General features: G+C 46.7%; 17 protein-coding genes. 15 read left to right on the top strand and 2 right to left on the bottom strand.

Annotated elements, in window-relative coordinates; all coding sequences use genetic code 11:
* The first annotated feature begins 304 nt into the window (after window positions 1-304).
* Together KSZ58_RS12825 and KSZ58_RS12820 are read left to right on the top strand one after the other, a co-directional pair.
* Window positions 305-1,603: an O-acetylhomoserine aminocarboxypropyltransferase/cysteine synthase family protein gene (locus tag KSZ58_RS12825; RefSeq protein WP_008817522.1), complete on the top strand. Its 1,299-nt coding sequence runs from the start codon at window positions 305-307 to the stop codon at window positions 1,601-1,603.
* A 59-nt stretch (window positions 1,604-1,662) separates the two neighbouring features.
* Window positions 1,663-1,842 carry a rubredoxin-like domain-containing protein gene (locus KSZ58_RS12820; protein ID WP_002610519.1) on the top strand — a complete coding sequence of 60 codons (180 nt, stop codon included), beginning with the start codon at window positions 1,663-1,665 and terminating at the stop codon, window positions 1,840-1,842.
* 42 nt (window positions 1,843-1,884) lie between these two features.
* On the opposite strand, the gene KSZ58_RS12815 is transcribed toward KSZ58_RS12820, so the two are convergent.
* Window positions 1,885-2,298, bottom strand: a complete 414-nt coding sequence (locus KSZ58_RS12815; RefSeq protein ID WP_008817521.1) for a MarR family transcriptional regulator — start codon at window positions 2,296-2,298, stop codon at window positions 1,885-1,887.
* Complete coding sequence (locus tag KSZ58_RS12810) at window positions 2,282-2,623, bottom strand: FeoB-associated Cys-rich membrane protein (protein WP_009270985.1); 342 nt, start codon at window positions 2,621-2,623, stop codon at window positions 2,282-2,284. The genes KSZ58_RS12815 and KSZ58_RS12810 overlap by 17 nt, the downstream gene beginning before the upstream one ends.
* Before the next feature lie 536 nt (window positions 2,624-3,159).
* On the opposite strand from KSZ58_RS12810, the gene KSZ58_RS12805 reads away from it, so the two are divergent.
* The 13 genes from KSZ58_RS12805 (at window position 3,160) to KSZ58_RS12745 (ending at window position 14,415) form a co-directional block, all read left to right on the top strand.
* Window positions 3,160-3,708 carry a DUF3793 family protein gene (locus KSZ58_RS12805; RefSeq protein WP_008817519.1) on the top strand — a complete coding sequence of 183 codons (549 nt, stop codon included), beginning with the start codon at window positions 3,160-3,162 and terminating at the stop codon, window positions 3,706-3,708.
* A gap of 16 nt (window positions 3,709-3,724) precedes the next feature.
* Window positions 3,725-4,144, top strand: coding sequence for a flavodoxin (locus KSZ58_RS12800; protein WP_002610526.1), 420 nt, complete (start codon window positions 3,725-3,727; stop codon window positions 4,142-4,144).
* A gap of 201 nt (window positions 4,145-4,345) precedes the next feature.
* The gene (locus KSZ58_RS12795) at window positions 4,346-4,558 is read left to right on the top strand and encodes a FeoA family protein (RefSeq protein ID WP_002610528.1); all 213 of its coding nucleotides are present in this window, start codon (window positions 4,346-4,348) and stop codon (window positions 4,556-4,558) included.
* A 13-nt stretch (window positions 4,559-4,571) separates the two neighbouring features.
* Entirely contained in the window at window positions 4,572-4,790 is a 219-nt protein-coding gene (locus tag KSZ58_RS12790; RefSeq protein ID WP_008817518.1) for a ferrous iron transport protein A, read from the top strand.
* Between the two features lie 52 nt (window positions 4,791-4,842).
* Window positions 4,843-6,990 carry a ferrous iron transport protein B gene (gene feoB, locus KSZ58_RS12785; RefSeq protein WP_009270984.1) on the top strand — a complete coding sequence of 716 codons (2,148 nt, stop codon included), beginning with the start codon at window positions 4,843-4,845 and terminating at the stop codon, window positions 6,988-6,990.
* 27 nt (window positions 6,991-7,017) lie between these two features.
* The gene (locus tag KSZ58_RS12780) at window positions 7,018-7,188 is read left to right on the top strand and encodes a FeoB-associated Cys-rich membrane protein (protein ID WP_009270983.1); all 171 of its coding nucleotides are present in this window, start codon (window positions 7,018-7,020) and stop codon (window positions 7,186-7,188) included.
* A 592-nt stretch (window positions 7,189-7,780) separates the two neighbouring features.
* Window positions 7,781-8,761: a mannose/fructose/sorbose PTS transporter subunit IIA gene (locus KSZ58_RS12775; protein ID WP_008817516.1), complete on the top strand. Its 981-nt coding sequence runs from the start codon at window positions 7,781-7,783 to the stop codon at window positions 8,759-8,761.
* A gap of 19 nt (window positions 8,762-8,780) precedes the next feature.
* Window positions 8,781-9,599, top strand: a complete 819-nt coding sequence (locus KSZ58_RS12770; RefSeq protein ID WP_008817515.1) for a PTS mannose/fructose/sorbose transporter subunit IIC — start codon at window positions 8,781-8,783, stop codon at window positions 9,597-9,599.
* A gap of 20 nt (window positions 9,600-9,619) precedes the next feature.
* Window positions 9,620-10,534: a PTS system mannose/fructose/sorbose family transporter subunit IID gene (locus KSZ58_RS12765; protein WP_002610539.1), complete on the top strand. Its 915-nt coding sequence runs from the start codon at window positions 9,620-9,622 to the stop codon at window positions 10,532-10,534.
* A gap of 50 nt (window positions 10,535-10,584) precedes the next feature.
* Complete coding sequence (locus tag KSZ58_RS12760) at window positions 10,585-10,980, top strand: DUF956 family protein (RefSeq protein ID WP_008817514.1); 396 nt, start codon at window positions 10,585-10,587, stop codon at window positions 10,978-10,980.
* Between the two features lie 221 nt (window positions 10,981-11,201).
* Window positions 11,202-12,818: a PTS transporter subunit EIIC gene (locus KSZ58_RS12755; protein WP_008817513.1), complete on the top strand. Its 1,617-nt coding sequence runs from the start codon at window positions 11,202-11,204 to the stop codon at window positions 12,816-12,818.
* A gap of 38 nt (window positions 12,819-12,856) precedes the next feature.
* The gene (locus tag KSZ58_RS12750) at window positions 12,857-13,711 is read left to right on the top strand and encodes a PRD domain-containing protein (RefSeq protein WP_008817512.1); all 855 of its coding nucleotides are present in this window, start codon (window positions 12,857-12,859) and stop codon (window positions 13,709-13,711) included.
* 86 nt (window positions 13,712-13,797) lie between these two features.
* On the top strand, window positions 13,798-14,415 hold the full coding sequence (locus KSZ58_RS12745; protein ID WP_008817511.1) for a hypothetical protein: 618 nt from the start codon (window positions 13,798-13,800) through the stop codon (window positions 14,413-14,415).
* Window positions 14,416-14,464 lie beyond the last annotated feature (49 nt).

The raw sequence follows: 14,464 nt of genomic DNA, 5'->3' as shown, positions 1-14,464 counted from the left end.
GAATTCAATATGGTTTCCTTGACTCTTTTTTATAGTTTTGTAGCATGTGCTTTCCTTATGGTAAGCAGCAAAGAAGCGATTTGCAGGTTTCTCCATGTGATATGCTGTACAGTCGCTGTCGCAGTAATGATATTTTGTCATGCAGAGGCTATTTAGAAAGACAATACGCCTTTATGAAATAATTTTCAGTATTTATGACATTATTTTCATAAAACTGTGAAAATTTATTGACATCCATGCATTCACCCCGTATAATTTCAATAAGCCTACTAAAACACTAGGTATTTGAAAGAGAGGGAGCAATATGAAAGAGAAAGTATATAAATTTGAAACCCTGCAGCTGCATGCCGGACAGGAGGAGCCAGACAGCGCAACCGATGCAAGAGCAGTACCGATCTATGCGACAACATCCTATGTATTCAAGGATTCCGAGCAGGCAGCACAGCGTTTCGCCTTACGTGAGGGGGGCAATATCTACAGCCGTCTGATGAATCCGACATCGGATGTGTTTGAACAGCGGATGGCCGCGTTGGAGAATGGCGCTGCGGCTTTGGCTACGGCATCCGGGTCTGCGGCAATCGACTATGCGATCCGCAATATCGTGACCTGCGGCGATCATATCGTTTCCTCCTCTACGGTCTATGGAGGGACCTATAATCTGTTTGCCAACACACTGACAGACAGCGGCATCACGACCTCATTTGTGGACGGCAGTGATCCGAAAAACTTCGAAGAAGCCATTCAGGATAACACAAAGGCTGTGTATCTGGAATCCCTTGGAAATCCGAATGCGGATATCATCGATCTGGAGGCTGTATCCGAAATCGCCCATCGTCATGGTATTCCGGTGATTGTTGATAATACATTTGCCACACCGTTTTTATTCCGTCCGCTGGAGCACGGAGCGGATATCGTTGTCCATTCCGCAACCAAGTTCATCGGCGGACATGGAACGGTTATGGGCGGTGTCATTGTGGACGGAGGACGCTTTGACTGGGAACAGAACGATAAATTCCCGGGGCTGTCAAAACCTAATCCTTCCTATCACGGCGTTGTCTTTACGCAAGCCGTGGGGAATATCGCCTATATCATGAAGATCCGGACTACATTGATGCGTGATCAGGGAGCATGTCTGTCCCCGTTTAATTCATTTCTTCTGCTGCAGGGGCTGGAGACATTATCTCTGCGTGTGGAACGCCACGTAGAAAATGCAGGAAAGGTCGTTGACTTTCTGCAGAAGCAGCCGAAGGTCGCTGCGGTGCATCATCCCTCTCTTGCACAGGGGAGAGAGAAAGAACTGTATGAACGCTATTATCCAAAGGGAGGCGCATCCATCTTCACCTTTGAAATAAAGGGGAGTGAGGAACAGGCGAGAACCTTTACGGAATCCCTGTCCGTATTCTCGCTGCTTGCAAATGTGGCGGACGTGAAATCCCTTGTAATTCATCCGGCCTCCACAACCCATTCACAGATGAGTGCACAGGAGCTGGCAGCTGTTAAAATCACACCGCAGACTGTACGGCTTTCCATTGGCACTGAGCATATTGACGATATACTGGAAGACCTGCGGCAGGGATTCGCAGCTATATCAGCTGGCAAATAAAATGACAGATGTGCATTTCTTGTGTATAATAATTCACAGAGAAAGTGAGGACATACGATATGACATGGATGTGCAGTATTTGTGGATACACCTATGACGGTGAGGATTTCACAAAGGAAGCGGATGATTATCTGTGCCCGTTATGCGACAGCGGAAAAGAGAGCTTCCAGCAGCGTGATCTGGCAACGGAAATCACAGCAGCAACCAATCAGTATTTTGCGGTCAAGGAAGAAAAATAAAAATCTGATCTGCATACAAAAAAAGGTGTCATCACTTATGTGTTATCTAAGTGTTTGACACCTTTTTTCTGTTCCTATACAGTCTGCACTCCTAACCAGCTTTTCGATGCGGGAATGCGGAAAGGAACCCAGGCAGAGAAGGGAGCTTTCCAGACGGTCCTCCTCGGTGAAAGTGGGTATGCGGGAAAAATAGGAAATCAGCTCGCAATATGTGTGATAGGTTGTCTGCAGCTGTCCCTTTCCAGCCTGTGTAAGACAGATGCTCTGATAGCTTTTTTTCTCAATCAAACCTTCACTGATCAGCTTTTGTAGCATACGGCTGGCAGCCGGCAGTGAGATGGACAGCTTTCTTGCGATATCCATGCAGTGCAGGCATTCCTGCTCCTGAAACAACTCATACAGGGCGATGTAATAGTGAACGCGGCGATTATAGCTGATATCACTCATACGCTTCATACCCCAATGCTTGAATGGCCTGAAACAGCTCCTCTTTATTGAGCGGATGATTGCTGTATACATCGACAACTTCCTTTTGAAGATTTACAAGGGCAGCCGTATCCTGCATCTGATTAAGTCTGTGTTCAATGCTTGCCGCGCAGCTTTCACAATGCATACCGCGTATATGATACTGCTCATGTATTGCATATTGATCCGTCTGTACGCTGTCTCTGAATACAGGTCCGCCGCCACCGCAGCAGCCGTTTTTTATTCTTTTTCTTGACCGATGGAAGGCAAAGACAATATACAAAACGAGTAGTATGAGTATGATGATGGTTGCCATCATCTCACCCCCTTTTTCGGATAAAGTTTAACACAGCTAACAAAATGTGTCAATGCCATTTCCTGTATGCAATCGCTCTTGCCGTATGCAGAAGGGGATGCGAAAACCTGTTGTATCCATTTTCTGCTTGCCTGCTTGATGAACGCATTCCTTATGATAAGCATACTCTTTTTATAAGCTGCCTGCGCTCACATACTGCGACGATCTCTATCAGAATATGCTAAGAGCAACTTTACAAGGACTCATAAAAGCATTCAAAAACATAGGATAGAAAAAAAGGATGTAAAAAGAGCGATAAGTGGCTTTAGAGGACACATACGATAAGCGAATACAAAATAGAAAGAAGAATCATGCTTTCAGAAAAGAAACGTCGTAAGAAGAAATGCAAAAAAGCTTCAAAAGAGATTGACATACGGAGCCCTGATGAAGTATACTTATTCCATAAGTTAGATTAAGATAATTTAATAGGCAGAGGGATTCCTCTGTTTCTTATTAGAACTATAGTTAGACTAATCTAACATAAAGGAGGAAACATCGTGTCGTTTGTTGAACTGATTGCATACTATGCAGCACCAACATTGGAGGGTATGAAGCCTTCCTGTCTGTTCAGCTGCAGAGATAGTGAAGTTGGAAATGTAGAAGAACTTGTTCTGGCATATAACCGCTGTCTGAATCCAAAACGGATTTATCTTCAGATTATGAAGCATTCACCGGATTTCAAGCTGATCCTCGTATATCACAAGGATCTTCTGGATACGCATCTGTGTCAGGAGGATATACAGCAGTTTCTGTCTGCTTTCGGATACGGCTTTGTGACGACCAGACAGGCGCTTTATCATCTGCAGGAACATATGTGCAAGGAATGCTTTCCTCATGAAATCGGTGTCTTTCTCGGATATCCGCTGGATGATGTTGTGTCGTTTATACAGAACAACGGAAAAAATTATCAGGAAATCGGATACTGGAAGATTTATCACAATCTCTCCCGTGCGAGAAAAACAACGGCACGCTTTCTGCAGAGCATGGAATGTACTCTGGAAAAACTGCAGGAAGGCATTCCTCTGGAACAGCTGATAACAGCTTAGGAAAGGATGGAATCACATGAATATTCTTATCGCATACTGGTCAGGAACCGGAAATACAGAGGCTATGGCAAATGCTGTTGCACAGGGCGTTGAAAAGGCAGGAAAGCATGCTGATGTCGTTCATGTCGCAGATCAGCCGGATGTATCCGCATATGATTACATTATCTTCGGATGTCCTGCCATGGGCGCGGAGGTACTGGAGGAGTCAGAATTTGAACCCTTCTTCATGCAGGCAGAAGGAACTCTGATGAATAAAAAGGTTGCGCTGTTTGGCTCCTACGGATGGGGCAGCGGTGAATGGATGCAGAGCTGGGAGGAACGTGTGGAAGCAGCCGGAGCCAATCTGTTTGAAAACGGACTGATTATAAATTACACACCGGATGCTGACGGCCTGGATGCCTGTGAGTCCTTGGGAGAACGCTTCGCCAATGCATAAAAACGTGTGCAGATCATTCGGTCTGCATTTCGTTTAGAAAGCCTTTGATAAAATCGTTTCTTTACATTTGTCTTCGGGCATATTCCTTGACAGTCGAAGACTGAAAGGGCATACAAGGAAAAAACTGGTTGACAGGCATGTTAGCCTGTGCTAATATTTGGATGTGAAAGGTTAGTGTTTGCTAACAAAGGAGGTTGACATATGGTACTGACAGCTGCACCGATTGGAAAAAACTTTCAAATCGCAAAGGTGAATGGTAAGGATGAGGTTCGCAGTCATCTGGCGGCACTTGGTTTTGTAGAGGGTGCTGACGTAAGCGTGGTGAATGAGCTGAGCGGCAATGTCATCATCCATGTAAAGGATACACGGATTGCATTGGATAAGAGCCTGTCCAACCGCATCCATGTGAAATAGGAGGGAAATGAGCATGACATTAAAGGAAGTAAAACCTGGAAACAGTGTCACGATCCGCAGACTAAATTCTACCGGGTCGGTTAAGAAAAAGCTGATGGATATGGGACTTACCAAAAACACGGAAGTGTATATCCGCAAGGTTGCTCCGCTGGGAGATCCAATCGAGCTTACCGTGCGCGGTTATGAGCTGAGTATCCGTAAGGCGGATGCGGCACTGATCGAAGTGGAATAACATGTATTTTTTTGAAGATTGAGTTAGTCTAAGCTAACAGAGGAGGGAGATTATGTACAGAATCGCATTGGCTGGAAATCCAAACTGTGGAAAGACAACGATGTTCAATGCACTGACAGGCAGTAACCAATATGTAGGTAACTGGCCGGGTGTAACCGTAGAGAAAAAAGAAGGGAAGCTGAAGGGTCACAAAGATATCGTGATTACCGACCTTCCGGGTATCTATTCCCTGTCACCGTATTCTCTGGATGAAGTGGTGGCAAGAAACTATCTGGTGGAAGAACAGCCGGATTTGATTATCAATATTATCGACGCAACAAATCTGGAGAGAAATCTGTATCTGACAACACAGCTGCAGGAAACGGGTATTCCGGTTGTTGCGGCACTGAATATGATGGATTTGATGCAGCAGAATAAAACAGAAGTGAACACATGCAAGCTGTCTGATCTGTTAAATATTCCGGTTGTGGAGGTATCCGCATTGAAAAACCGCGGACTGGATGAACTGATTCAGAAAGCAGTCGGTATGCTCAGTAACAAACATACTGCCTTTACCAATATTTACGAAGGACTGCTGAAGGATTGTCTGCTGAAAATTGCTGATCTGAGCGCCGTGCAGGCAAAGGGAGCCAGCAGCTTCTGGTATGCGGTGAAATATCTGGAAAATGATGAGAAAATTATGACATCCGCACCGCTAAACAGTACAGACAGCAGCATCGTAAATGCTTTGCGTAAGGAGCTGGAGGATAGCTATGACGATGATGCCGAAAGCATTATCACCAATGAACGCTATGAATACATCGCTAAGCTGATGAAGCAGACCTATGTGAAAAAGCACAGCGGTATGAATGTATCTGACCGTATTGACCGTTTTGTTACCAACCGCTGGCTCGCATTGCCGATCTTCGCTGTGGTGATGTATCTGGTATACTATGTATCCGTAACGACGGTTGGTACGTATGTGACGGACTGGACAAATGATGTGCTGTTTGGAGATATCATTCCTCCTGCTGTGACTTCCTTTCTGGAAGGCATTGGAACTGCAGGCTGGCTGGTTTCTCTGCTTGTCGATGGTATCATTGCCGGTATCGGGGCAGTTCTCGGCTTTGTTCCGCAGATGCTGGTGCTCTTCCTGTTTCTGGCGATTCTGGAAGACTGCGGCTATATGGCACGTATCGCCTTTATCATGGACCGTATTTTCCGCAAATTCGGATTATCCGGTAAATCCTTTATTCCGATGCTGATCGGAACCGGCTGCGGTGTGCCGGGCATCATGGCAAGCCGTACGATTGAAAGTGAAAAGGATCGCCGTATGACGATCATGACAACGACCTTCATTCCATGCAGCGCCAAGCTTCCTATTATTGCACTGATTGCCGGAGCGCTGTTCCACGGAGCAAGCTGGGTGGCACCGAGCGCATATTTTGTCGGCATTGCTGCCATCATATTATCTGGTATCATGTTGAAGAAAACACGTATGTTTGCAGGTGATCCGTCACCGTTTGTCATGGAGCTTCCTGCCTACCACGTTCCAAAGACTTTGAATGTTCTTCGCAGTATGTGGGAGCGCGGATGGAGTTTTATCAAGAAAGCGGGAAGCATTATTCTGCTGTCTACGATCTTTATCTGGTTTACTTCCAACTTCGGCTTCGTAAACGGAGGCTTCACCATGCTGGAAGAATCGCAGCTAAACGAAAGCTTCCTGGCGAATCTGGGCTCTGCGATTGCACCGCTGTTTGCACCGCTGGGCTGGGGAGACTGGCAGGCATCCGTTGCCGCAATTACCGGTCTGGTCGCAAAGGAAAATGTCGTGGCTACCTTTGGTATCCTGTACGGCTTTGCCGAAGTGGCAGAGGATGGATTAGAAATCTGGGGAACGCTGGCAGCAAGCTTCACGGTTGCAGCAGCATACTCCTTCCTGGTATTCAATCTGCTGTGCGCACCATGCTTTGCCGCAATCGGTGCGATCAAGCGTGAAATGAACAATGCGAAATGGACGATCTTCGCTGTCGCTTATCAGTGTGTATTCGCCTATGTGATTGCCTTTATGATCTTCCAGTTCGCAACCTTCTTTACAACCGGCGTATTCGGGATCGGTCTGATCATCGCTCTGCTTTTCCTGCTGGTTATGCTGTATCTGCTGTTTCGTTCGGAATCTAAAAAACAGGTGCATCTTGAAAAAGTAAAGGTCAATGCCTGACACCAAGAAAGAGAGGATTGATGAAGGATGGCTACCATTATCATTTCATTACTTTTGCTGCTGCTGATCATCCTTGCACTGCGTTCGATTCGCAAAGAGGAATCCTGCAGTGGGGGATGTAGCGGCTGTTCAAAAGGCTGTAAAAGCGGACAAGCTCTGTATGAGGCCTATCAGCAGGGAGAAAAGCAGAAGGTATGATATAGAAATCTTATCGCTGCTGTCTTCGCATTCGCGGCTTTCAATCGTATTGAAAAGGGGAATCCGAGCTGCTGTTGCTGCATATCACAGCATTGGATTTCCCTGTTTTTATAGCATGTCACCGCATGAGAACCGTACCCTGTATGAGTATGCTATCCTTTCCTGCATGCACCGAAAGCCATGCGCCAAAAGGGTATGTGAAAGCAGTGGGACAGTGTGATGGATCCATTGCCCGGGTTGCTCATCATTGGAAAACGGCAATGGTGTACAAGAAGACAGGGCCATCGCATAGGCAGGTGTCAGGATATGCTTTTAGTGTGTGCAGCTTCTCTTGAAAGCTGGGTGCTAAAGCGCGCAGCTTTGATGGCTGTATACAAGAAATAATGAAAAAAAGAATTGACAGTAAGCGATACCAATGATATTATTTACCCGTAAAAAGTGAATACTTCGTGGTGTGTTACTGTTATCAAGAACAGGCATTAACTATTTGAGAAGATGGATTACCGAGTAAAGGCGGAGTCTATCCAATCGAAGAGTGATGCCTGTTTTTTTGCATTGCGAGGGATTCAAAAAAAGAAAGGTAGGAGAAAAAATGGTAGGAATTATTCTTGCAAGTCACGGTGATTTTGCGAAAGGCATTCTGCAATCCGGGGAAATGATTTTCGGAACGCAGCCCAATGTAAAAGCAGTAACACTGCAGCCAAGTGAAGGACCGGATGACATTCGCGCAAAAATGGAAGAAGCAATCACTACATTCGAAAATCCTGAGCAGGTCCTGTTCATGGTAGACCTCTGGGGCGGTACACCGTTCAATCAGACCAGTGGACTGATCAACGGTCATGAAGACACATGGGCTGTCGTTACAGGATTGAATCTGCCGATGCTGATTGAAGCATTTGCATCCAGAATGTCAATGGAATCCGCACAGGAGATTGCCGCACATGTATATGGGGTGGCAAAGGAAGGGGTTCGATTGCTTCCGGAGGCACTGGAGCCTGCACAGGAAAAACAGGCAGCTGAGCCGGTGACGCCGCAGGGAGCGATTCCTGAGGGAACCGTAATCGGAGACGGACATATCAAATATGTGCTGGCACGTATTGATTCCCGTCTGTTGCATGGACAGGTAGCCACAGCATGGACAAAAACCGTTAAGCCAACGCGTATCATCGTGGTTTCCGACGGTGTTGCAAAGGATGAGCTGCGAAAAAACCTGATTGAACAGGCGGCTCCTCCGGGTGTGAAGGCCAACGTTGTTCCGGTTGATAAAATGATTCAGGTCGCAAAGGACCCGCGTTTTGGAAATACAAAAGCGATGCTGCTGTTTGAAACACCGCAGGATGCGCTTCGTGCCATTGAAGGCGGCGTGGACGTGAAGGAGCTGAATATCGGCTCCATGGCACATTCCGTCGGAAAGATTGCAGTGAGCAAGGTGCTGTCTCTTGGTAAGGACGATGTCAAAACCTTTGAAAAGCTGAAAGCAAAGGGAATCCAGTTTGATGTGCGCAAGGTACCAAACGATTCCAAAGAAAACATGGACGATATTATAAAGAAAGCCAAAGCAGAGCTGGCTTAAGGAACAGGAGGAGATCATAATGTCAATTATTACAATTTTACTAATCGTTATCGTTGCTCTTCTGGCTGGTATGGAAGGGGTCCTGGATGAATTTCAGTTCCATCAGCCACTGGTAGCATGTACGCTGATCGGTATCGTGAGCGGTCATATGAAGGAAGGTATCATTTTAGGAGGCTCCCTGCAGATGATGGCACTGGGCTGGGCAAACGTAGGAGCAGCGATTGCTCCGGATGCCGCCCTGGCTTCTGTTGCATCGGCAATCATCATGGTATTGGGATTGCAGGGTGGAGCAACCGATGTAAATAACGCAATTTCCACATCCATTGCTGTTGCCGTACCGCTGTCCGTAGCAGGTCTGTTTTTAACAATGATCTGTCGTACCATTGCAATTCCAATGGTTCACTTTATGGATGCCGCTGCTGAAAAGGGAAATATCCGCATGATGGAGGTATGGCAGATGCTTGCTATCCTGCTGCAGGGTGTACGTATCGCGATTCCTGCTGCTGCCCTGTGCGTCGTATCTCCGGGTGTTGTTACCGATGTATTGAATCAGATGCCATCCTGGCTGTCCGGTGGTATGGCAGTCGGTGGAGGAATGGTTGCTGCAGTAGGGTATGCCATGGTTATCAACATGATGGCAACAAAGGAAACCTGGCCGTTCTTCGCTCTGGGCTTTGTGCTAGCTGCACTGAACCAGCTGACGCTGATCGCACTGGGCGTAATCGGTGTTGTCATTGCACTGATTTATCTGGGACTGAAGGAGCACGGTGGTTCCAATAACGGCGGAGGAAGCAGTAATACCGGTGATCCGCTTGGCGATATATTGAATGATTATTGATCTTGAAGGAGGAAGAAAACATGGAGAAAATTACATTATCGAAAAAAGATCGTTTGTCAGTTGCATGGCGTCATCAGTTCCTTCAGGGTTCCTGGAATTATGAACGTATGCAGAATGGCGGCTGGTGTTATTCCATCATCCCTGCCATTAAAAAGCTGTATCCGAATAAGGATGACCAGATTGCCGCATTGAAGCGTCATATGGAATTCTATAATACACATCCTTATGTGTCTGCACCGGTTATGGGTGTTACGCTGGCACTTGAAGAGGAGCGTGCCAACGGGGTGTCTGTGGATGATGCGGCAATACAGGGTGTCAAGGTCGGTATGATGGGACCGCTGGCAGGTGTCGGAGATCCGGTATTCTGGTTTACCCTGCGTCCGATTCTGGGAGCGCTTGGTGCATCCCTGGCATTGTCCGGAAACATCATCGGACCACTGCTGTTCTTTGTGGCATGGAATGTGATCCGCTGGGCCTTTATCTGGTATACACAGGAGTTCGGCTACAAGGTGGGAACCTCTATTGTAAAGGATCTTTCCGGTGGTCTGCTTGGTAAAATAACAAGCGGGGCATCCATTCTGGGTATGTTTATCATCGGATCTCTTGTACAGCGCTGGGTAAGCATTTCCTTTACACCTGTTGTATCTACGGTTACACAGTCAAAGGGAGCGTTCATTGACTGGGATAACCTGTCCAGCGGCATTGACGGTGTACGTGAGGCTATTACGCAGTACGATGCACTGGGAAGCACCGGCTTAAATGTGGAAAAGGTGACAACCCTGCAGCAGAATCTGGATCAGCTGATTCCGGGACTGGCAGCATTGCTGCTGACGCTGCTGTGCTGCTGGCTGTTAAAGAAAAAGGTATCACCGATCATCATTATCATAGCTTTATTCATCGTAGGTATTCTGGCACGTCTTGGCGGCGTGATGTAGGAGCCGTTTAAAAAGGTTGCATAGCTTCGCGGCAGAGGAGGAAATCAGATATGGTACAGTCAAGAAACACAACGGTGGATTATACAGTCAAGGGTATTTCCTATATGGGATTATCAGCGTATGGGAAGATCATGGTAGGGGATCGGGCCTTCGAGTTTTATAATGATCGCAATGTTAAGGATTATATTCAGATTCCCTGGGACGAGGTGGATACCATCGTTGCTTCTGTATTGTTCAAAGGCAGAAAGATTTCACGCTTTGCAGTCATGACAAAAAGCAGCGGTACATTCTCCTTCTCCTCCCGCGACAACAAAGCCCTGCTGCGTGCGGTCGCAAACTATGTAGACAAAGAGCGGATGGTGCGTTCCCTGAGCTTCCTTGATGTCATCAAACGAAGTATCAGACGCATCGTTCACAGAAAAAAAGAGGATCAGGCATCCTGCTGATACAGCGTGCTTACAAAAAGGGTTTCAACAGAAATGTTGACTCCCTTTTTCAGCATATGGGTGCATGTGAATAGTAAAGAAATACAGGCACAATATGGAAATCGAATGTTGTTTTTTCCTTTACAATATCTTCCAAAATTGGTACCATATTATATATGGTTTAGTTGTAAGGAGAAAGGAGTGTATGAATTCGCTGTACGGGCGACTCATACAGAACATATATGAAAGATCGCATGCTCAATGTTCTGCAGCGGGTGGGAAGAAGCTTTATGCTGCCGATTGCCATACTTCCGGTTGCGGGTCTGCTGCTGGGAATCGGGGAATCACTCAGCAATCCCAATATGATCGCTGCCTATGGATTGCAATGGCTTTTGGGTGAAGGAACATTCTTCTATATGATATTCAAGGTGATGAGCAATGCCGGCAATATCGTATTTACGAATCTGCCCCTGATATTTGCTATGGGGGTGGCACTGGGGATGGCGAAGAAGGAAAAGGAGGTCGCAGTTCTTGCATCCGCGATCAGCTTTTTCATCATGCATACCTCCATCGCTACGATGCTGGAGCTTACGGATATGGCGGGATCGCTTCCGGAAGGCTCTGTAACTTCAGTGACCGGCATCACCTCTTTACAGATGGGGATGTTTGGCGGAGTCCTTGTAGGGCTTGGTACGGCTGCACTACACAATCGTTTTTACAAAATTCAGCTTCCGCGCATTCTGAGTTTCTTTGGAGGAACACGCTTTGTGCCCATCATCTGTTCCATCGTCTATCTGCTGGTCGGCATTCTGATGTTCTATATCTGGCCGGTTTTACAGGAGGGGATTTATATGCTTGGGGATATCGTGCAACGCTCCGGGTATTACGGAACCTTTCTTTACGGGGTGATCGAGCGCGCACTGATTCCCTTCGGGCTTCATCATGTCTTTTATCTTCCGTTCTGGCAGACGGCAGTTGGCGGTACGATGGAAATTGCGGGAGTCAGTGTGCAGGGAGCACAGAATATCTTCTTTGCTCAGCTTGCGGATCCCAATACCGTACGCTTCAGCGTAGAGGCAACGCGCTTCATGTCCGGTAAATTTCCACTGATGATGTTCGGTCTTCCCGGAGCTGCCCTTGCCATGTATCACTGTGCTTTGCCCAAAAAACAGAAAATTGCCGGAGGACTGCTGATTTCCGCTGCGCTTACGAGTATGCTGACCGGTATCACCGAGCCACTGGAATATACCTTTCTGTTTGCGGCCCCGCTGCTTTATGTCATACACTGTGTACTGGCAGGCTGTGCATTTATGCTCATGCATATGCTGCAGGTCGGTGTTGGCTTAACCTTTTCCGGAGGATTGATCGATCTGTTTTTGTTTGGCATTCTTCAGGGAAATGCAAAAACCAACTGGATTATGATCGTCGTTGTCGGCGTTTTCTATTTTATCATCTACTATGTGCTGTTCACCTTTCTGATCAAAAGGTTCGATTTCAAGACACTGGGAAGAGAAAGCGAATCACAGGAAATAAAAGTCAGCGAGAGGCTTGCGGTGGTGGAGAAAACGGATGAAGGACAGCAAATAGAGAAAAAAGATAGCGATGCAGATGCCCTGTCCTCTTTGATCTGTGCAGGACTTGGAGGAAAGGACAATATCATAAGTCTGGACTGCTGTGCGACAAGACTTCATGTGGCGATGAAGGATCCAATGCAGATGGATGATATATTGCTGCAGGCAAGCGGAGCTGCCGGTATCTATAAGAAAAGTCGCGGTCTGCAGATTATTTACGGTCCCCGTGTGACGATTATAAAATCGGATTTGGAGGATTATCTGTTACGTCAGGCAGGTAAGGAATAGGTGTATAAGGAAACGGGTTTTAGGAAAGGGGGACATTTATGTATACCGTTGTAAAAACATTAAACAACAACAGTGTACTGGTACAGGATGCATCCGGTGTATCCATGATATTCCTGGGGAAGGGGATCGGCTTCGGAAAGAAAAACGGGGATTCCATCACCCTGGGTGCGGGCGTGGAGCTGTATCGGTTCACGGAAACAAATGATCATGGGGATGCCATGGAAATCATACAGGAGGTCAATCCAATCTTCATTGAGGTCGCAGGCAGAATTTTGCAGCTTGCGCAGGCCAGATTTCATGAGGTTGATAAAAACATATTGCTGCCGCTGGCGGATCATATCGCTTTTTCCATTGAGCGGATGAAGGCAAATATGGATATTTCCAATCCCTTCGCCAGTGAAATCGCTTTGCTTTACCGGGAGGAATATGAGGTCGCCTTGCAGGGAAAGGCAATTATCGAGGAAATGTGCGGCTATACGATCAATGAAGGAGAAATCGGCTATATCACGCTGCACGTGCATTCCGCAAGAGGGGAAGACAAGGTTTCAGAGGCGATGCAGACAGCGGTTATCATACGCGACAGTATCGAAGAGGTGGAGCGGGACTATGGGATTTCAATCGATACCAATTCCATGTCCTATACCCGTTTGATGAATCATATGAAGTTTCTGATGCTGCGGCTGCAATCGGATGAGGAGCTGCAGATGGATGTCGGCGATTATGTATCGAAGCAGTTTCCCTATGCCTACAAAACGGCGCAGAAAATCTGTGAGGAGCTGCGCAAGGTCTATCATAAGGATATTCCGGAAACAGAAATCGGATATCTTGCCCTGCATATCGAGCGGGTTCGTACCAGTGAAATGAAAAAGCTGAAGGAACGCATTGCTGGATAGCATACATATATGAGCGTATGTTTACATTTGCGGGTGATTGCTTCACGGATATGATATAATAATGGAAATAAAAAGGAGTAAAGGGTATGGATGAGATGATGAGTGAAACAGCTTTTGATACAAGACTGAATGTACTGTGGGAACGCTTCTTTGCACTGCAGAATCACGCCGGTGCGGATGTGCAGGAACCACTGCATGATTTAATGACGCATCCTAAGGAGGAGCTGGACGATGCTTCGTATATGAAGCTCATGTATATGAAGGGACTTTGCTATGAGGAGCAGGGAAATAAAAATGCGGCGCGCTATTGTGCCATGCGGATGTATGCAATACAGGAATGCATGCGCAATCCCAGAAAAAAACGCCCCCGTTTTCTGGACTTGCAGGGATATGCATGCAGTGATGCAATGAATGCTTTTATTGAGCGCTACACAGCGTTTCTGGAGGAAACCTACAGGGGCATCAACCGTCGCCTGCTTATGATCGTAGGCATATTGTTTCTGGCTGTCTTCCTTGTTTTAACACTGTTTCTCAAAATTTATTTCATCATCGCGGCGTTGGAGTCTATTATGCTCGGCATGCTGACCTATCTGCTGCAAAAGCGAAGGATGCCGGATATCTTTCAGAAAAACCAGCTGAATGCAATAGAAAAGTATGTTGAACAGGAGGTTCTGGAATTTGACCGCCCCATTCGTTTTTCCTAAACACAGGTGCAGCACAGATAGCTTCTGCTGTACTTTTTTTGTCGGTTAA

Source organism: Erysipelatoclostridium sp. DFI.2.3, from assembly GCF_019132535.1.
Taxonomy (GTDB): Bacteria; Bacillota_I; Bacilli_A; order Erysipelotrichales; family Erysipelotrichaceae; genus Clostridium_AQ; species Clostridium_AQ innocuum.
Note: the sequence above shows the minus strand (reverse complement) of the source record. Positions and strands in the feature narration are given on the sequence as shown.